The following is an 18,526-nucleotide window of genomic DNA, read 5'->3' on the forward strand; positions in this document are numbered from 1 at the left end:
TTTCAGTCCGTGGCCTCACTCACGAGCTCGCCGGCGCGGATGACGGCGAGAGGTGAGCTGACGACTCCCATGTCCGACCTCGGGTCGGCCGAGTAGACGACGACATCTGCAATGGTCCCCTCTTCGAGAGCAGGGAAACCGAGCCTGCGTCGACCCTCCCAGGACGCCGCGGCGATCACCGTGCTGGCGGGAATGCCAGCTTCGACGCAGGCCTGTAACTCGCTCGGGAACGTGCCGTGGGCGAGTGTGCTACCCGAATCAGAGCCCATGAGCAGGCTGATTCCCGCATCCGCCATCGCCGCCATGTGATCGAAGCGGTTCTCGTACATCCGCTTCATTCGGCTTGCATAGACGGGATATTTGGCGCCGGCCTGGTTCGCGATATCGGCGAAGCTTGCGACCTGATTCGCGGTCGGGGTGACGAGGATGCCGCGTGCCGCAGCATCCTGCATGTGATCGAGGGTCATGCCCGTGCCGTGTTCGATATCGTCCACCCCCGCATCGAGCAAGTCATCGATCGTTTCCGTGGCGAAGGTATGAACGGCGACCTTTGCGCCTGCCTCGTGGGCTGCCTGAACGGCGTCGATGAGGATGTCGCGCGGCCACAGCGGCTCGAGGTCGGCATCGCTACCCTTCGACCGTTCAATCCAGTCGCCGACGAGCTTGACCCACCCGTTGCCCCGCTCTGCCTCCTCAACGACAACATCCGGTAGTTCCGCCGGATCGATGTCACGGGAAACTCCCCGCAGATATCTCTTCGGGCGCGCGATATGGGTTCCACAGTGGATGATGTGAGGCGTGTTCGGCTCCGAGTCGATCCATGTCATGTCGGCTGGAACACCAAGGTCCCGAACAAGGGTGACCCCGGTTGCGAGGACGTCAGATGCCTGAGCAAGGGCCTCATCTCGATCGACGACGATGTCGGATCCCAGACCGATGTGACAGTGGACGTCGACGAGGCCCGGCATAGCGAATCCGCGGATCGTGCGTGCGCGGCTCCCGCCACGAGGTTCGCGGTATGTGATGATTCCGCCATCGATCCACGCATCGGTTGCTTCACCGCCGGCGTGGAGGACGGTTCCAGTCAGGTGGATCATCGCAAGAACTTCGCGAGCTCGTTAAGATCCGGAGTCTCCGCCGTGTCCTTCTTGACACCAAAGGACGATCCCTTCGGCTGGTTTGCCGCCCTCTGGGCTTCTTCCCTCTCCTGCTGTGCGCGCTTCGCGGGGTTGCCGGAGCGGCCCTTCTTGGTGCCGGATTTGCGCTTCTTTGACGCGGCTGGCTGACGGGCCTTCGATCTCTTCCCCATGCCAGGCATCGATCCCATGCCGGGGGCTCCCCCACCTCGGGACACTTGTTGCATGAGCTTCTTCGCCTGCTCGAACCGGTCCATGAGGGAGTTGACCTCCTGAACCGTCGTGCCGGAGCCGGCGGCGATGCGGCGGCGGCGAGAGCCGTCAAGAATCTTTGGTTCGTTGCGCTCCTTCGGCGTCATCGAGCGGACGATGGCTTCAACGCGGTCAACTTCGCGCTCGTCGAAGTTTTCGAGTTGATCGCGGTACTGGCCCATGCCCGGCATCATGCCGAGCATCTTCTTCATCGAGCCCATCTTGCGGATCTGTTGCAGCTGGGCGAGGAAGTCATTGAGGGTGAACGAGCCCTCCGCCATCTTGTCAGCGAGATCCTCAGCCTCCTTCTCATCGAAGGCCTTCTGAGCCTGCTCGATGAGAGTGAGGATGTCGCCCATATCGAGGATCCTCGACGCCATGCGGTCAGCGTGGAAACGCTCAAAGTCATCGAGCTTCTCGCCGGTCGACGCGAACATGACGGGAACACCGGTCACGCCACGGACCGAGAGGGCGGCGCCGCCCCGCGCATCGCCGTCAAGCTTGGATAGGACGACACCGGTGAATCCGACTCCATCGCGGAAGGCGATCGACGTCTGGACGGCGTCTTGACCGATCATCGCGTCAAGAACAAACAGCGTCTCGTTCGGTCTCACCGCATCCCGGATGTTCCGGGCCTGCTCCATCATCTCCTCGTCGATGCCGAGGCGTCCTGCGGTGTCAACGATGACGATGCTGTAGTGATTGGCCTTCGCGTGCTCGACGCCGCTGCGGGCAACCTGGACGGGATCGCCAACACCGTTACCGGGTTCGGGCGCCCACACGTCGACACCGGCTTGCTGGCCGACGATTTGCAGCTGGTTGACCGCGTTGGGCCGCTGCAGGTCAGAGGCAACGAGGAGGACTTTATTGTCGCGTTCGCGAAGCCATTTCCCGAGTTTGCCAGCAAGAGTCGTCTTACCCGCACCCTGGAGGCCAGCGAGCATGACGACGGTCGGCGGGTGAGAGGCAAAGTGGAGTTCTCTCGTATCGCCACCGAGAATCTCAATGAGTTCGTCGTTGACGATCTTGATGACCTGTTGGGCGGGATTAAGCGCCTGTGATTTAAGAGACTCTCCGGCCTTCTCCCGCACGGCGGCAGTGAACTCACGGACGACCGGTAGCGCCACGTCCGCCTCAAGCAGAGCGCGGCGGATCTCGCGAATCGTGCCGTCGATATCCGACTCTGAGAGCCGACCCTTCCCTCGCAACTGCTTGAAAGAGCCGGTTATCCGATCAGAAAGTGATGTGAACACAGTCTTCCTATTCCTTCGACTCCGTCTAGCGTAGCCGTTCGTTCCCCTCGTCTACTACCCGGAGGCGCTGTGATTAGCAGGGCGACGCGTACACCGCGGTCATGAGTCTCGTCTCTCGTGGTGAACCCGTTGGTCGAGCGCCCCGGCCGATTCGTCGGCTGCGAGATCAGTATAGAATTCCCTATTTGCCGGTCGTGGCGGTCTTCCACTCCTCGAACTCGGCGGCCGTGGCGTACGAGTACTGGGTGCCCCGCTTCGTCACGGAGTTCGCCGCGTAGAGAGAGGCTTCCGCGATCGCCTCGGGGATATCGCTTCCCTGGACGATCCGGGTGGCGAAGCAGCCGATGAAGGCGTCGCCGGCTCCGGTTGAGTCGACAGCGGCAACACTGTGAGCCTCGATAAGGACGTCCTCCGTCTCGGTGAGCCACAGCGAGCCGCGGGAGCCGAGCGTGACAATAAGATTCTCCAGCTCCGATTTCGCCAGAAGCTCCCGGCCCGCCTCTGTGATGTCGTCGAGCGACGATAAGTCCTGTCCGACGAGCAGGGACAGTTCGGTCTCATTGGGCACAAAATACGTGCACCGGCCGACATAGGCCATGTCCAGTGCGGGATCTGCGGGCGCGGGATTGAGTAGCACGGGGACGCCACCTTCGACCGCGAGATCGATCGCAGCGTAAACAGTTTCGAGTGGGATCTCGAGCTGAAGGACGAGTAGCTTGCACGCGGCGATCGCCTCCGCAGCATCCTCGACGTCAGAGGGAGTGAGAAGACCGTTGGCGCCCTTGACGATGACGATGGAGTTGTTCGAGTCCTTGTCGACAAAGATCGGCGCCACCCCCGACGGGCCGTCTGTCTCAAGCACCCACTCGGTGTCGATGCCGTTGTCGGCAAAGTTCTTCACCGTGCTCGCAGCAAAGATGTCGCTCCCCACTCGAGTGACCATGCGAACTTGTGCCCCCAGCCGGGAGGCGGCGACGGCCTGGTTCGCACCTTTGCCGCCCGGTCCCATCTCAAAGTCGGGAGCTTCAAGCGTCTCCCCCAGCTTCGGCATCCGATCAATGTAGGTGATGAGGTCAACGTTGTTTGATCCGACGACGGCGATATCCACACTGTTCCTTTCCAGAATTAGACTTCTTAGACGCGACGATCAGGAAATGAGGGCGTCGACAAAACCCTCCGGATCGAACGGGGCCAGATCGTCCGCGCCCTCCCCGAGTCCAACAAACTTGACAGGAACGCCGAGAGTGCGCTGGACATTCATGACGATGCCGCCCTTGGCGGTTCCATCAAGCTTTGTAAGGACGATGCCGGTGATTCCGACAACCTCGGAGAAGATCTTCGCCTGGGACATGGCGTTCTGCCCCGTTGTCGCGTCGATGACGAGGAGGACTTCACGGACCGGGGCCTGCTTTTCCATGACGCGCTTGATCTTGCCCAGCTCGTCCATGAGATTGGCCTTGTTCTGAAGTCTGCCAGCCGTATCGACGATGACGACATCGGTCTGCCGGCGGCGCCCCTCCGCGACCGCTTCGAAGGCAACAGAGGCAGGATCGGCGCCTTCGATGTCGGAGCGGACAACATCAACTCCGACACGTTCGCCCCACGTCGCAAGCTGATCGGCAGCCGCCGCCCGGAATGTGTCGGCCGCACCAAGGAGCACCCTGCGATCTTCGGCAACAAGCACGCGGGCCAGTTTGCCGATCGTTGTCGTCTTACCGGTGCCATTAACACCAACGACAAGGATTGTCGCCGGATGCTGCTTGCCGTCTTCGCCGATGCCGGCCGTCGTGTCGAGGGTGCGATCGAGGCCCGGGTCGACAAGAGCGAGAAGTTGCTCGCGCAGGATGTCGCGGACGACAGCGGGGTCGCTCGTGCCGCGCACCTTCGTTTCAGTGCGTAGGTTCTCCATGAGCTCATCGCTCGCCTCAAGGCCGACATCTGCGGTGAGAAGCGTCTCCTCGATCTCATCCCAGTCATCCTCGGTGAGGTCGCCGCGGGAAAGGATGGCGAGCAGGGCCTTGCCCATGCCCCCCGAGCGAGCAAGTCGAGCCCGGAGTCGCTCCATACGGGAGGGAACGGATTCTGGCCGTTCGAGGGTGGCCGTGAACGTATCCGGGTCCACCGGCTCATCGCCGATCGGCACCGCTTCGTCAGCGACTGTGGCCTCTCCATCCTCGAGGGCCTTCGCCTCCTCTTCTGTGAGGACCGGGGTGACCGACTCGTCGAGCCGGAACGTGTCGGACTTCTTTCGTTTTGAACCGGCGTACAGGCCAACGCCCGCGACGAGGACGAGGACGACTGCGAAAATGATGATGAGCGTTTCTGTCATAGCTTCAGTTTCGCCCATAATGCTGACCGAGTACACCGGTCGAGCTCCCCGAGCCTCAGCGACCCCAGCTGACATCGAATTCCCATCCCCAAACCTGGTCACGATGTCGGGCACATCCTGTGGAAAAGGGGATGTTGGATTTCGTCCATAGGTGCAGGCTCCTGCGGCGGCACTTTTCCCTGCGACGGCGGCCCACAAGGTTCGCAACCGCACGACAGGTTGCGTGCGACGCTCCGTTGCGACGAGCGGTGCGGCTCCAGTGCAAGGAGCACGTGTCTTCAACTCCCCCGCGAGCGAGCGTGCTCCTTCCCGCTAGTGTGGTCCTATCGCTACGAGGAGGTATAAATGCGTGCTCTGATTAAGCCAGCCAAGGGGCCCGGCTTAGAGCTCATAAATGTTCCCGAACCCTCGCCTGGAGCGGGCGAGGTCAAGATCAAAGTTCACTGGGCCGGCCTGTGCGGTACAGACCTCCACATTCGTTCGTGGGATGATTTTGCCGCCGAACATGTCTCCCCCGGCCAGATCATCGGGCACGAGTTCTTCGGCGAGATCGTTGAGCTGGGCGACGGTGTCGAGCAGGACGATCGGGCTGATGTCCTCCGCGTCGGTGACCTTGTCTCCGTCGAGGGGCATGTCGTGTGCGGCAGGTGCCGGAATTGTCGTGGCGGCCGCCATCACATGTGCATCCGTACCTCTTCCGTCGGCGTGGATCGGGACGGGGCGTTCGCCACCTATGTCACCGTGCCCGCACACAACGTCTGGGTGCAGCCACCGGAAATCGACCCTGAACTGGGCGCGTTGTTCGATCCGTTCGGTAACGCCGTCCATACAGCGTTCCAGTATCCGCTGACCGGCGAGGATGTCCTCATCACCGGTTCGGGACCGATCGGGATCATGTCCGCCCTCATTGCTCGGCACGCGGGCGCGCGGCACGTGGTCCTCACCGACATCTCTCCTACTCGCCTCGATCTGGCCCGCCGAGCATTCGAGAACTACGGCGAAGTCGAGCTCGTTAACCCCGCGGAGGAGAGTCTCGACTCGGTCCAGCGCCGGCTCGGCATGAGGGAGGGCTTTGACGTCGCGTTCGAGATGTCGGGTAGCCCGAAAGCGATGGAGTCGATCATCGACAGCCTCACCCACGGCGGTAAAATCGCTATGCTCGGCCTGCCCGGGTCACCGTACGAGATTGATTGGAACCGGGTCATCACCCACATGTTCACCATCAAGGGCGTCTACGGCAGGCAGATGTTCGACACCTGGTACACGGCGACGACCATCCTGCTGTCCTCTGAGCCGCTCCGTGAAGCACTTCGGACACTCATCACCCACAGATTCTCGGCGGATGACTGGGACAAGGCCTTCGAGGCCGCAGCGTCTGGCTCCGCCGGTAAAGTCCTCATCGATTGGAGAAACGCATGATGAACTTCAGCAATGAGCTCAGGGATGAGCTGGACGAGATTGAGGCCGCTGGGCTAACGAAAAGGGAGCGCCTCCTTACCTCACCGCAGGGTGCCCACATCACGACTGTCCAGGGGCCTGCCCTCAACTTCTGCGCCAACAACTATCTTGGGCTCGCCAACCATCCAGAGGTCGTCGCCGCCGCTCATGAGGGCTTGGACGGCATGGGCTTCGGCACTGCATCTGTCCGATTCATTTGCGGGACTCACACCCAGCACCGTGAGTTAGAGAAGGAGATCGCCGAGTTTCTCGGAACGGAGGACGCCATCCTCTTCCCGTCGGCTTTCGATGCGAACGGGGCCTTATTCGAGGTGCTTCTCGGGAATGAGGATGCCGTCATCTCCGACTCTCTCAACCATGCCTCCATTATCGACGGCGTCCGCTTATCGAAGGCGAAGAGGTTTCGGTACGAGAACAGGAACATGGCCGAGCTGGAGCAGTGTCTAAAGGACGCCCAGGGTTCCCGCCGGATTCTCGTCGTCACCGACGGAGTGTTCTCCATGGACGGGTACATTGCGCCGCTTGCGGAGATCACCGCTCTCGCCGAGCAGTACGGCGCCGCCGTCGCCGTCGATGATTCTCACGCCACCGGCATCCTCGGATCCCATGGCGCCGGCACCCCGGCGCATGCTGGCCTGTCTGACCGAGTCGACATCGTGACAGGAACGCTCGGCAAAGCCCTCGGTGGTGCATCGGGCGGTTTTGTTGCGAGCACAGGTGAGGTCGTCGAGCTTCTCAAGCAGCGCGGCCGCCCCTACCTCTTCTCAAACGCTGTCGCACCCTCGCTCGTCGCCGGCGCTCGGACAGCGCTACGTCTAGCACGGGAGGGCGATGATCTCCGCGAGCGCTTGACGAAGAATGCTGAACATTTCCGTTCCCGGATGACGGAGGCGGGCTTCGACTTACTTCCCGGCTCTCATCCGATCGTTGCCGTTATGTTCCCGGGTGAGGACGGTGCGCGCCAGGCAAGCGCGATCGCGGAGGACATGCTCAAACTCGGGGTGTACGTCATCGCCTTCTCGTTCCCAGTCGTGCCACAGGGCCGTGCCCGCATCCGCGTCCAGCTCTCCGCCGCCCATTCGGAAGCCGACGTCGATGCGTGTGTCGATGCCTTCATCGCATCGCGCGACAGGGTCGCTCATCGCTAAAAGCGCGGTGGGTGGTGCGGACGGACGTCCGCACCACCCACCTCATCGTTAAGGCCGCGCCTGGGGATCGTGGACGATCGCAGTCGACAGTTATCCGTTCGTAAATTTCGGCTCTCATGATGCCCAGCTACGGCAGGACGATTACTCGATCCGCCCTGCTCCGACTCCGCGCGACGAGTTCCGCGTTGGCCTGATCGGGGCCGAGGGTCCAGTCGCGAGCCGCGTCGGGCTCTTTTCCGGAGTCGATGTGACGGGCGATGAGCCGCTCGATCCTCAGCTTCTCATTTAGGTCGACGTACCAACACTCATCGAGCAGGCTGCGGACCTGTGACCACGGTCCGTCTTCGAGCAGGAGGTAGTTACCTTCGGTGATGACCAATGGTGTCGTGGTTGGGATTCGGACCGCCCCGGAGATGGAGTGACCGACGCCGCGCTGATAGGCAGGAGCATAGATGTCGACGCTGTCGTCCCGGAGCCGGGTGAGTAGCGCGATGTAGCCATGAACATCGAAGGTATCGGGGGCTCCCTTGCGGTCCCTGCGTCCTAGGCGCACCAGCTCATCGTTGGTGTAATGAAAACCGTCCATCCCCACGACAACGGCCTGGTCGCCGAGCGCGTCGGCGAGGGTTGATCCGAGAGTGGATTTGCCTGCACCCGGTGCGCCAGCGATGCCGAGGATCGTGCGCCGCCCGGCCATGGCTCGGGCGGCCCGGATCAGTTCGTCAACAGTGGTGTCCGCACCAGATTGCGATCGCATGGGGCTCCTTCGTCGGATACAGCATTATCCTAATGTCGCCCACAGCTGAGATCTCGAACTCGGTGCTCAGCACAACGATGCGGGGTTGGTTGAGTCATCCGAAGGGCAGAGGCGATGTGTTTCGTTCGGCACAATCGACGTACGTCAACGGTCCATGCTCAGTGAACTGAGCCTCTTCAACCGGATGTGTCCACAATGACGTTGCACGACAAAGAATCACCCCGCTCTGCGGGGTGAGAGGACTACTGCCTGCTAGCTACGACGCCCGCTGTTGTGAGGGACAAAGAACTCGCCAAGTGACACATCGTCAATGTTGTCCTCGAGGCTCCCGAGCTCCTTGTTGCGCAGAGCGGTGTACGACTCCTGAACAAAATCGCGCGTCTCATCCCACACCTGGGCGGCGTCGGGGTCGCGGCGAACGAGCAGGACGACGGCGACGATGAGGGCGACGAGGCCTGCTGTTGCGAGGATCATTCCGAGAGTGGTCACACTCCCATTATGGCTGTGGCCTCGAGTTTTATCGACCTCAACCATGGTTGGTGACCAAACTGTCACAAAGTAGCCTCTTCGGGACGCAGTCCTTTCAATCGTTGTGAGATGACGGTAGAAACCCCGTGCTCTTTCATAGCCACACCGTAGATCGTGTCCGCTATCTCCATCGTCCGCTTCTGATGGGTGATGACGATGAGCTGGGATGAGTCCTGAAGCTCGTTGAACATCGTGAGCATCCGACCGAGGTTGATGTCGTCGAGTGCCGCCTCGACCTCGTCGAGAACATAGAACGGAGACGGCCGGGCTTTGAAGATCGCAACAAGGAACGCCAGCGCCGTGAGCGACCGCTCGCCACCCGACAGGAGCGAGAGCCTCTTGACCCTCTTGCCCGCGGGCCTCGCTTCAATCTCCAGCCCAGCCGTCAGCGGATCATCGCCTGTGAGAACGAGCCTGCCCTCACCACCGGGGAAAAGCGTAGAAAACACGTGAACGAACGCCTCTTGCACGTCCGCATAAGCATCCGTCAACACGGACTGCACGCGCTCATCAATGTCAGCGACGATCTGGATGAGATCTGCCTTGGATCGGCGCAAATCATCTAGCTGGTCCGACAGATACGTGTGCCGCTCCTCAAGAGCTGCGTGCTCTTCGAGAGCGAGAGGATTGATCTTGCCGAGCCGAGCAAGTTTCCGTTGCGCCTGAACGAGCCGCTTCTCTTGCTCCTGACGCACATAGGGGGCCGAACCATCCTCTGTTGGCACATCGACGAGCGGCCCATACTCGGCCACGAGGCTATCGGCATCCATGCTGAGATCAGCGCGGGCTCGCTCTTCAAGCTGATCGAGGCGGATACGGTGCTCAGCTCGCGCAATGTCGCGCCTGTTCGCCGCTTCATCGAACTCAGCGATCCGCTCATCGATCTCGTCGAGGCGCCTGCGAGCCTCGATGAGGGCGGCGTCGCGGTCCGCTCTGCCGGACTCCGCTTCCCGGCGTACTCGTGCCGACGTATCGCGGGCTCCTTCGACGCGTTCTAGAGTCCGCGCCGCTAGGTCCGCGACCTGGAGTGCGATGCGGGCGTGGTGCGCGCGCCGGGACTGGCGGCGCTGCTCCTCGATAAGTCGGGCTTCTTCAGCGCGTGCGTGCCGCTCGAGTGCGTCCGCCTTCCCGGATATCACTGAGACGCGTTCTTGTGCGATCCGCAGTGCGAGCCTCGCCTCCGTCTCTTCGGAACGTGCAGCAACGGTCTCTGCGTGCCGGGTGCTCTTCCTCTCCTGGACTGCTGCGAGCTTCCCTTCAAGCTCCTTCGGATCTGTGTCCTGAGCTTTCTGGTCCGCCACAAGGGAGGCATGTTCGTCCCTTCGAGCGGCAAGCTCGGCGGCAATCGTCTCGAGCCGCGCCGTGTTCCGCTCGACCTCGGCGCGCGCCGCGGCAAGGGACTGGCGAAGCACCCCGAGTTCGGCCGTGGCTGCCGCGAGCTGAGAATCCCGGGCGTGCATGTCCGCGCTGGCGGCGGCTGCCCGACCCTCGATGTCATCGAGAGCCGCCTGCGCCTTCTCGACCTCGGCGGCTGCGGCGACAAGATCGTGCGCCGCCTTCTCGGCTTCAAGATGGGCGGCACGTGCGGCGGCTTGGCGGGCGAGGATCGAGGCCTCGGCGACAGTCCCTCCGCTCGCCGCGGCGGGCCCGATCGAATCCCCATCCCGTGTCACGACCCGCGGCGCCCCCGCGGCGACGAGCCTGCCAGCGAGCGTGAGATCAGCGGCAAGGACCGTGCCGGCGAGGACAAATCCCACTCCCGGCCATCCTGTCACTGCATGTGATGCAAGAACTGCGTCGCGCTCGTCGACGCCAACCGCATCGACGGCGGCCTGAGCCGCCTCGTCGAGAAGGCCGCCATTGTCAGCCCCGCCCGCATGCTGTTCGACGGCAATAACGACTCTGCCGTGATCGCCGTCGCGGACGTGGCGGATGGCGGCGATGGCGGCGTCGACACTTTCTGCCGTCAGTGCTTTCGCAGCGTCACCCAGAGCCGCCTCGGCGGCCGCCTCCCAGCCTTCAGTAACCTCAAGCGACTCACGAAGCCAGCCCGTCATTCCCGGGACATTGTCGAGCACATCGACCGAGCCGTCCTCGGGTTCAAGGGACAGTGTGAGAGTCTCGGCACGAGTGTGGGAGATGTCGCGCCGAGTCCGCGCGTCGGACTGGCGATCGCGGGCCAACGCGAGAGCATGCTTCGCAGCCGCAAGCTCGCCCGCGAGCTCCTCATGCGCCTTCGCCAGGTCATCGTTGCCGCCGTCGTGAGCAACGATCGATTCTTCTGCCGCGGCAACCTTCGACTGCGCCTCGGCCTCTCTCTGCCGAGCGGCGGTGCGAGCTGATTCGACGCGCTCCTGCTCCTCGGTCAGCGATTGGACCCGCGATGTCGCGGTAACGATGCGGCCGGACAGTCGTGCAGCGTCTTCCCGTCGATCGGCAAGTGCACGAGAGAGTGCAGAGATCTCCCGATCGAGGTCGCGCTCGACGTCCTCTGCTTTCGCCCGGCGATCGACCGCGGCTTGCAGTGTCTGTTCGGCACGTTCCTTTGCGTGCTGGAGCTCCATCTCATCTGCGCGCACCGACGCGGCCCGTGCTCGCAACTCGTCGGGGCTGTCGCGGCGCTGCACGTCAGGTTGGACCGACAGGGACCGTGCTCGTTCACTGGCAAGGTTGACGAGTGACGAGAACCGCTCAGCCTGAGTCGACAGCCGCTGCCATGATTCGGTGAGGTCGGCGATGATGGGATTGGCTTTCGCCCTTTGCTCGTCGAGTTGCGCGACGTCATGACGAACGGCGCTACGCTGCCTCGCGAGCTCGTCGCGAGTCTTCGCCATCCTCGATTCATCCTCCGCAGCCGCGCTGAGACGAGCTTGGACTTGGGCGATGTCGTCCGCGAGGAGGCGGGCCTGAGCATCTCGCACGTCAGCCTGAATGACCTGGGCGCTACGGGCCGCCTGGGCTTGCCGCGCGAGCGGGCCGAGCTGTCTGCGCAGTTCCGCCGTGAGGTCGGACAGCCTGTTAAGGTTGCCGGTCATCGACTCGAGCTTGCGCAGTGCCTTCTCTTTGCGCCGACGATGCTTGAGGACGCCTGCAGCCTCTTCGATGAAGGATCGACGCTCCTCCGGAGTGGCCTGCAGTACAGCGTCGAGCTGGCCCTGGCCGACGATGACGTGCATCTCCCGCCCCATCCCCGTATCGGATAGGAGTTCCTGGATGTCAAGCAGGCGAACGGGTGATCCGTTAATCGCGTACTCGGACCCTCCCGAGCGGAACAGAGTGCGAGAGATCGTCACTTCCGTGTACGAAATCGGCAACGCCCCATCGGAGTTGTCGATTGTGAGAGAGACTTCGGCTCTGCCCAGCGCCCGCCGGTGTGCAGTGCCAGCAAAGATAACGTCCGCCATCGTGCCACCGCGCAGAGTTTTCGCGCCCTGCTCCCCCATGACCCACGCCAGCGCGTCGACGACGTTCGACTTGCCCGACCCGTTTGGGCCCACGACACAGTTGATGCCGGGCTCAAAAGTGAGCGTCGTCGCGGCCGCAAAGGACTTAAAACCGCGAAGCGTCAACTGTTTGAGATGCACGGGTTCAAGGATATGCCACAAAGAGGATACGGGCTGGCTGGTCGTGGGGCGCGGGTCACGCAGATGGCCGTCGACACGGTCGTCTTCCGCCGACAAACCAGCCAGCCGAGCCATCATCCTGCGAGTCCAGACTCACCCGGCTGAACTGCACAGTCCGCGCGAGAGCTCGACTGTGCTCGTGGGCAGGCCGGCGAACCATCCTTCGCCGGATCACTCCTGCCGTCAGCGACGGATGCAGAGCTCTACACCCGATTGCACCCGATGCTGTGGGATTTCACGTGAGGTTAGCGAGCAGCGTCTTAATCTCTGCTGGTTTTGGGACTCGACCCGAGACGAGGACGTGCTCGTCGACGACGAGGCCTGGCGTCGACATAACTCCATAGGCCGCGATCTCTGCGTAGTCGGTCACTTTCGTGATCTCTGCGTCGATGTTCATGTCGGTGATGGCTGCCCTCGCGTTCTTTTCGAGATTGACGCAATTCTTGCAGCCGGGGCCGAGGACTTTGATGTGCATGGTGAACCTTTCGGGAGGGGTGATTTATCAGGCGGCGATATTGAAGGCGAATCCGATCGTCACGATGGCGAGGCTGACGGATCCGAAGAAGATGACGAGCAAACGTGGTTTGAGGACCTGCTTGAGAAGGATGAACTCGGGCAGAGAGAGGGCGACTGTTGCCATCATGAACGAGAACACCGTGCCAACTGCCATGCCCTTATCCCATAGCGCTTCGGCGATGGGGATGACGCCTGCAGCGTTGGCGTAGAGAGGTACTCCCGCGAACGTCGCGATGACGACCGCGAATGGATTATCGGGGCCCGCGTGTTCAGCGAAGAAGTCGGTGGGTAACCAGCCGTGGATGATCGCACCAATTCCGACGCCGAGGATGACCCACATCCACACACGGCCAAAGATGTCGGCAGTTTCCTCTTTGGCGGCGTCGACACGGTCACGCAAGGTGGGCTTGGCACCGTTTCCATTGACGCGCACGACTGCGGAATTGAAGACGAATGGCTCCACCCATCGGTCGAGATCGAACCTGCTGAGTACGGCTCCGATGGCAATCGCAGCAGTAAGGCCTGCCGCAACATAGGCGATCGTGTACACGAGCCCAAAGGTGTCGGCCAGGAGCACGACGGCGACTTCGTTGACGAGGGGCGAGGCGATGAGGAACGTGAGTGCGACGGCAAGGGGGATTCCTGCGCCGACGAACCCGATGAAAAGGGGGATGGAACTGCAGGAACAAAACGGTGTGACGGCCCCGAAGAGCGCGGCGAGCATAAGCGCCGCCCACAGCGGTTTGCTTTCGAGGAATGCTCGAACCCGCTCCGGCCTGAGTGTTGTTCGAAGCAGTCCGATTGCGAAAATCATTCCCGCAAGCAGGAGCAAGATTTTCGACACGTCAAACAAGAAGAAATGGACCGCGCCGACGACACGGTCATCCACATCCAGGCCAAACCACCGTGTGAAGACAACGTCCCAGAGGACCTCGTTGAGCGCATAGAGCCCGACCCAGGCGGCGCCACCGAGTGCGAGGCGTAGTGCCAGCCGGCGGCCGGTGGCCGGGGTCGTGGTCGTGGACATCAGCAGTTCACCGAACGTTCTGTGCCATCCGTGTCGGCACAGGGCGCTACGTGTCGGACATCCGTGACTGGAAGAGCACCGATGAGGATGTCGTAGAGGCCGGGGGCGAGAGCGTAGTCCATCCACCTGCCGCGCCGCGTTGCTGTCACCAGGCCTGCATCTCGCAACACTTTCAGGTGGTAGCTCAGGAGGTTCGGGGCCACCTCGAGGGCTTCCTGGAGATTGCACACGCATTCGGCTTGGCGGCTCAGTCGCCGTAAGACCGACCATCGCACGGGGTCGGAAATGGCACTGAGAATCCGCAGGGAATCCTCCTCCACATCCGACGAGCCTCTCGTCACATCAACAAGAATTGAATCAGTCATGGTTGAACTATAAAACCAGAGGACACTCTCGTTTCAGGACCATCGGCCCTGCGAGCGCTGAGGAGTCGGCCATGATGACCTCCTCAGTCGAGACTCGCAGACTCCTCGACACCCCGACAGCTATCTCCGCGCCGCCGCCGGCCTCTCGCGCGCTTTCGCTCAACGAGTCGAGGAAGCCTGGGAAGGCCACATCGTCGACAAACGTCGATGGGATGCCTTATCGTCGTGCGATGACCTGCGAATCGGGTACGTCCACGCCGCCGAACGCCGCCGACGCGTGGTCCTTGCAGGGACACGTACGTGCAACGATGAACTAGTCGCTCGAACAGACACCACACCTCTCATTTCCGCTTGCCCGCTTGTAAGCTCGAACGCCAGGAATCGCTCATGAACAGCACACCGATCACGATTCTCTTCGCCTGTCGCCAGAATGCCGGGCGATCGCAGATCGCTGCCGCGATCGCGCGATCGCTCGCTCCTCACCACGTGACGGTCTTATCTGCAGGGACGGAACCGGCCTCCGAAGCCCACCCAGAAGCGGTGGCCGTTCTTCGGGAGATCGGTCTCGAGCCGACGTCCGAACCATCGAAGCTTGACCCCGCAGACGTCAAGGCATCGGACTGGGTCATCACGATGGGATGCGGGGAAAGCTGCCCGATCTTCCCGGGCACGCGATACGAGGATTGGCCGATCGACGATCCTGCACATCAACCGATCGACGAGGTGCGGAGAATTCGTGACGATATTCGGATTCGCGTCGAGGACCTTCTCGAACGCGCCCTGGCCACGGCCTGACGTCCACCGAGAATTCACCATCGGAGGGCGGATTTCAGGCTATCGGCATCAGTGCAACATTGACTCGCTCATCGAGCTCAAAAGGGTGACTATGCTCAGTACGTGCGACAAGGCATAACGAGCGCGGATGCATATCGGCTGCGGTCGCGTTCCTTGCCGTAAGCCTTCGCGTGGCACGTGTTGGGGAGGTCATCAGCCATGCGCGCCTGGGAGGTGGTCGGGAATCCTCACGCAGACCCCAACCTTCCAGGGCACCGGCGCACAGAAGAATGGTCTGGGGCAAGTTCCTCGCCCCAGACCATGTCGTACACCCGTCAGTCGAGCCCGGCCGCGATCGCTTCAGCGATCCGGTCGACACCGCTCCAGCACTTCGCATCGTCGGTTGTCACCGTGACGGATTCACCCTTCTTAATGCCGAGAGACATGATGGACATGATGGAGTCCGCCGGGACACCGTTGATGAGGATCTCGCCTTCAAACTGTCCTGCGAGCGCGGCAACCTTCGCGGCGGGGCGAGCATGGAGGCCCTCCTCGTCCGCGACGACAACCTCGCGCTTGAAGACACCGTTGGCATCCTCCCCGTCGCGCTCCGGCGTTGGATCGGTGTCGATCTTCTCAACGAAGATGGCGGCAGATGCGGTCGCGGCTGCCGCAACCTCCCACAGGTCGCCCCCCTGTTGGGCGGAGACCGAGGCAGCCACAGCACCCTCAACGAAGGGCACATCTTCAAAGACGACCTCGCGGTCCTCGTCGGCTTCGAGGACCGCCTCGACGGTCATCGTTGCCGAGCCAATGTCGGTCAAGACAAGCACGGAGAGGCGCTGTGAACGCAGCTCCTTAATCGCACCCTCGATCTTCTCGTAGGACGTGCCGATGGTTCCGTCATCCAAGCCACCCGCGGGGATGACCGAGACATCGGGGGCCATTTGGCCAGCGAGCTCCGCGAGACCCCTGGCCAGCAGATCCGAGTGGGAGACGAGGACAAGACCGACACTAACGGTCACTTCTCTCCTGCCTTCGCAGCCGCCTCCAGGATGTAGGCGCTCGACGTTGCTCCGGGGTCACGGTGTCCAATCGAGCGCTCCCCGAGATAGGAGGCGCGTCCCTTCGTCGCCTTCATCGGGCCGGTGGCCACTGCGCCAGCCTGTGCCGCGTCAGCCGCGGCGCGAAGGACTGCTTCGGGTGCGAGACCATCATCGGCAGCCTTTTCTGCCGCTCTGACAGCAGGCGCCCATGCGTCGACCATGGTCTTCTCGTTCTCCTCGGCTTTACCGCGGGCCTGAATGCCAGCGAGCCCCGCCTCGAGCATGGCTACGAGGTCACGCGGGCCGAGGTTGTCAGCTGTCACCTCTTTCGAAGCGCGGAGGAAGGCAGTTCCGTACAGGGGCCCTGAGGCACCACCGACGGTCGACATGAGGGTCGTGGCGACGAGCTTGAGGACATCACCGGCGTTCGCGACATCGGCATCGGACAGCTTGGCCTTGACTGCCGTGAAACCGCGGTCGAGATTCTCACCATGGTCGCCGTCGCCGATGGCACGGTCGAGTTCGATGAGCTCCACCCGGTGCTCGGAGGCCATGTCAATACAGCCCTCGATCCAGGAGATCGCCCACTCTTTGCCAAGTGTCATGTTCACATTCCCTTTCGGTACGCCACCGTGTTCACTGGTGCATCATACAGATCGATCATCTCGTCGTCCGCACGAAGAACGGTGACCGAGCAGCCCTGCATCTCCAAACTCGTGACATAGGAGCCGACGAGGGAACGGGTCACGTCAACACCAAGGTCCTTGAGCCGCTTGGCGACACGGCCGTAGACGATGTAGAGCTCGGACAGGGGTGTACCTCCCATGCCGTTCACGAGGACGATGGTCTTGTCGCCGTCCTTGAGGTCGAGGTCCTTGAGGATCGGGTCGACCAGCTGGTCGGTGATGTCGTCCGCTGTCGCCATGGGGATGCGGTGACGACCGGGCTCGCCATGGATGCCGATGCCGATCTCGACCTCGTCCTCGGCAAGCTCGAACGACGGCGTCCCGGCGTGAGGCACCGTGCATGCCGATAGCGCCACGCCCATGGAACGAACATTGTCGATGACGCGCTGGGCGACTGCAGTCACCGATTCGAGGTCGTCGCCGCGCTCAGCTGCTGCGCCAGCGATCTTCTCGACGAGCATCGTGCCGGCGACGCCACGGCGTCCCGCCGTGTAGAGCGAATCTTCGACGGCGACGTCATCGTTGACGATGACGGAGGTGACCTTGATGTCTTCGGCCTCGGCGAGTTCGGCGGCTGTCTCAAAGTTGAGGACGTCGCCCGTGTAGTTCTTGACGATGTGGAGCACGCCCGCGCCGCGGTCGACATCCTGCGTCGCGGCGAGGATTGGATCCGGGGTTGGCGACGTGAAGACTGCCCCTGGGACGGCTGCGTCAAGCATGCCAAAGCCGACAAAACCCGCGTGGAGGGGCTCGTGGCCCGATCCGCCGCCGGAAATGAGGGCGACCTTGCCGTCCTCCTTCTTTTCGGCTCGTGCGACGAACATAGGATCTTCGTGGACAGTCACGTGATCAGAGTGAGCGACGGCGAAACCGCGGACTGACTCGACGACGACATTCTGCGGATCGTTGATGAGCTTCTTCACTGGGACTCCTTTGGACCAGACGGATAGTGTGCCACTCCACACTATACGCTCACGCGACATCCGATGAGGAGCGATAGCACCCCTCTCCGTTCACGGCTGAAACGGCCGGTCAACGGCGTTTTATGGCCTCATGCGGCGTGTTTGAGGTTGTGCGACGCAGAGCGCGGGCACGTCGTCGAAACAGCGCGCGAGTTGGCTTTCGTCGGCCGTTTCCAGTGGAAAGCCCCCTCGTGAGAGGGGGCGGGATGGATGGAACGGGCTGCTCTAGAACCAGAGGGAGATCTCGCGCTCAGCAGATTCGACAGAGTCGGACGAGTGGACGATGTTCTCGATCTGGCCATTGCCCCAATCACGACCGAGGTCTCCACGGATCGTGCCGGGAGCCGCGGCGGTCGGCTCGGTCGATCCGCACAGTGAGCGAATGCCCTCGACGACGCGGGCTCCCTCAATGATGGCGGCGACAATCGGGCCGGCCGTCATGTACTCAACAAGTTCGGGGAAGAACGGCTTCTCCCGGTGTTCTACGTAGTGTTCGCCAAGAAGGTCCTCGGTCGCGTTGACCATCGCGAGGGCGCCGATTGTGTAGCCTTTCCGTTCGACGCGGGCAAGGACATCGCCAACGAGGCCGCGCTTGACCCCGTCCGGTTTAATGAGCAGCAGTGTTTTTTCCATGCCCATCAGCTTAACGACTGCCTGGTGGCCGGT

The 18,526-nt window shown here is 62.3% G+C and carries 17 protein-coding genes; 3 read left to right on the forward strand and 14 right to left on the reverse strand.

The genetic code is table 11. The annotated features are described in order from the left end of the window. Positions 1-2: 2 nt before the first annotated feature. From H7E91_RS05915 to ftsY, 4 genes are all read right to left on the reverse strand, one after another. Entirely contained in the window at positions 3-1,097 is a 1,095-nt protein-coding gene (locus H7E91_RS05915) for an amidohydrolase family protein (RefSeq protein WP_182354175.1), read from the reverse strand. Next, complete coding sequence (gene ffh / locus H7E91_RS05920; RefSeq protein WP_182354176.1) at positions 1,094-2,641, reverse strand: signal recognition particle protein; 1,548 nt, start codon at positions 2,639-2,641, stop codon at positions 1,094-1,096. The genes H7E91_RS05915 and ffh overlap by 4 nt, the downstream gene beginning before the upstream one ends. Positions 2,642-2,822: 181 nt before the next feature. Next, entirely contained in the window at positions 2,823-3,749 is a 927-nt protein-coding gene (rbsK, locus tag H7E91_RS05925) for a ribokinase (protein WP_182354177.1), read from the reverse strand. Positions 3,750-3,788: 39 nt separating this feature from the next. Beyond that, a complete protein-coding gene (gene ftsY, locus H7E91_RS05930; RefSeq protein ID WP_241698426.1) occupies positions 3,789-4,970 on the reverse strand; it encodes a signal recognition particle-docking protein FtsY in 1,182 nt (393 codons plus the stop codon). 345 nt (positions 4,971-5,315) lie between these two features. Here ftsY and tdh point away from each other — a divergent pair, with 345 nt between their 5' ends. Next, positions 5,316-6,389: an L-threonine 3-dehydrogenase gene (gene tdh / locus H7E91_RS05935; RefSeq protein WP_182354178.1), complete on the forward strand. Its 1,074-nt coding sequence runs from the start codon at positions 5,316-5,318 to the stop codon at positions 6,387-6,389. Next, positions 6,386-7,576, forward strand: a complete 1,191-nt coding sequence (locus H7E91_RS05940; protein WP_182354179.1) for a glycine C-acetyltransferase — start codon at positions 6,386-6,388, stop codon at positions 7,574-7,576. Before tdh ends, H7E91_RS05940 begins: the two co-directional genes overlap by 4 nt. Positions 7,577-7,703: 127 nt before the next feature. Here H7E91_RS05940 and H7E91_RS05945 read toward each other — a convergent pair whose 3' ends face one another. From H7E91_RS05945 to H7E91_RS05970, 6 genes are all read right to left on the reverse strand, one after another. Continuing rightward, positions 7,704-8,333 (reverse strand): nucleoside/nucleotide kinase family protein, encoded by a 630-nt coding sequence (locus tag H7E91_RS05945; RefSeq protein ID WP_182354180.1) that lies wholly within the window; start codon positions 8,331-8,333, stop codon positions 7,704-7,706. A 252-nt stretch (positions 8,334-8,585) separates the two neighbouring features. Next, entirely contained in the window at positions 8,586-8,822 is a 237-nt protein-coding gene (locus tag H7E91_RS05950) for a hypothetical protein (RefSeq protein ID WP_182354181.1), read from the reverse strand. A 62-nt stretch (positions 8,823-8,884) separates the two neighbouring features. Continuing rightward, complete coding sequence (gene smc, locus H7E91_RS05955) at positions 8,885-12,445, reverse strand: chromosome segregation protein SMC (RefSeq protein ID WP_182354182.1); 3,561 nt, start codon at positions 12,443-12,445, stop codon at positions 8,885-8,887. A 274-nt stretch (positions 12,446-12,719) separates the two neighbouring features. Further along, the gene (locus tag H7E91_RS05960; RefSeq protein WP_182354183.1) at positions 12,720-12,959 is read right to left on the reverse strand and encodes a thioredoxin family protein; all 240 of its coding nucleotides are present in this window, start codon (positions 12,957-12,959) and stop codon (positions 12,720-12,722) included. 27 nt (positions 12,960-12,986) lie between these two features. Then, positions 12,987-14,027, reverse strand: coding sequence for a permease (locus tag H7E91_RS05965; protein ID WP_182354184.1), 1,041 nt, complete (start codon positions 14,025-14,027; stop codon positions 12,987-12,989). Beyond that, complete coding sequence (locus H7E91_RS05970) at positions 14,027-14,392, reverse strand: ArsR/SmtB family transcription factor (RefSeq protein WP_182354185.1); 366 nt, start codon at positions 14,390-14,392, stop codon at positions 14,027-14,029. Before H7E91_RS05970 ends, H7E91_RS05965 begins: the two co-directional genes overlap by 1 nt. Positions 14,393-14,779: 387 nt before the next feature. Here H7E91_RS05970 and H7E91_RS05975 point away from each other — a divergent pair, with 387 nt between their 5' ends. Then, complete coding sequence (locus H7E91_RS05975; RefSeq protein WP_182354186.1) at positions 14,780-15,187, forward strand: arsenate-mycothiol transferase ArsC; 408 nt, start codon at positions 14,780-14,782, stop codon at positions 15,185-15,187. 314 nt (positions 15,188-15,501) lie between these two features. Here H7E91_RS05975 and dhaM read toward each other — a convergent pair whose 3' ends face one another. The 4 genes from dhaM to ndk form a co-directional block, all read right to left on the reverse strand. Continuing rightward, positions 15,502-16,191 (reverse strand): dihydroxyacetone kinase phosphoryl donor subunit DhaM, encoded by a 690-nt coding sequence (dhaM, locus tag H7E91_RS12100; RefSeq protein ID WP_206680365.1) that lies wholly within the window; start codon positions 16,189-16,191, stop codon positions 15,502-15,504. Further along, positions 16,188-16,817, reverse strand: a complete 630-nt coding sequence (gene dhaL / locus H7E91_RS05985; RefSeq protein ID WP_182354187.1) for a dihydroxyacetone kinase subunit DhaL — start codon at positions 16,815-16,817, stop codon at positions 16,188-16,190. Before dhaL ends, dhaM begins: the two co-directional genes overlap by 4 nt. A 2-nt stretch (positions 16,818-16,819) precedes the next feature. After that, on the reverse strand, positions 16,820-17,821 hold the full coding sequence (gene dhaK / locus H7E91_RS05990; RefSeq protein WP_182354188.1) for a dihydroxyacetone kinase subunit DhaK: 1,002 nt from the start codon (positions 17,819-17,821) through the stop codon (positions 16,820-16,822). 264 nt (positions 17,822-18,085) lie between these two features. After that, positions 18,086-18,493, reverse strand: coding sequence for a nucleoside-diphosphate kinase (gene ndk, locus H7E91_RS05995; protein WP_241698427.1), 408 nt, complete (start codon positions 18,491-18,493; stop codon positions 18,086-18,088). Positions 18,494-18,526: the final 33 nt, after the last annotated feature.

The organism is Flaviflexus huanghaiensis, assembly GCF_014118685.1.
GTDB classification, from domain to species: Bacteria; Actinomycetota; Actinomycetes; order Actinomycetales; family Actinomycetaceae; genus Flaviflexus; species Flaviflexus huanghaiensis.

Excerpts from the sequence above, each read along its gene's own strand:
- H7E91_RS05915 (WP_182354175.1), bottom strand. The coding sequence starts at position 1,097 with ATGATCCACCTGACTGGAACCGTCCTCCACGCCGGCGGTGAAGCAACC.
- ftsY (WP_241698426.1), bottom strand. The coding sequence starts at position 4,970 with ATGACAGAAACGCTCATCATCATTTTCGCAGTCGTCCTCGTCCTCGTC.
- tdh (WP_182354178.1), top strand. The coding sequence starts at position 5,316 with ATGCGTGCTCTGATTAAGCCAGCCAAGGGGCCCGGCTTAGAGCTCATA.
- H7E91_RS05940 (WP_182354179.1), top strand. The coding sequence starts at position 6,386 with ATGATGAACTTCAGCAATGAGCTCAGGGATGAGCTGGACGAGATTGAG.
- H7E91_RS05945 (WP_182354180.1), bottom strand. The coding sequence starts at position 8,333 with ATGCGATCGCAATCTGGTGCGGACACCACTGTTGACGAACTGATCCGG.
- H7E91_RS05960 (WP_182354183.1), bottom strand. The coding sequence starts at position 12,959 with ATGCACATCAAAGTCCTCGGCCCCGGCTGCAAGAATTGCGTCAATCTC.
- H7E91_RS05965 (WP_182354184.1), bottom strand. The coding sequence starts at position 14,027 with ATGTCCACGACCACGACCCCGGCCACCGGCCGCCGGCTGGCACTACGC.
- H7E91_RS05970 (WP_182354185.1), bottom strand. The coding sequence starts at position 14,392 with ATGACTGATTCAATTCTTGTTGATGTGACGAGAGGCTCGTCGGATGTG.
- H7E91_RS05975 (WP_182354186.1), top strand. The coding sequence starts at position 14,780 with ATGAACAGCACACCGATCACGATTCTCTTCGCCTGTCGCCAGAATGCC.
- dhaL (WP_182354187.1), bottom strand. The coding sequence starts at position 16,817 with ATGACACTTGGCAAAGAGTGGGCGATCTCCTGGATCGAGGGCTGTATT.
- ndk (WP_241698427.1), bottom strand. The coding sequence starts at position 18,493 with ATGGAAAAAACACTGCTGCTCATTAAACCGGACGGGGTCAAGCGCGGC.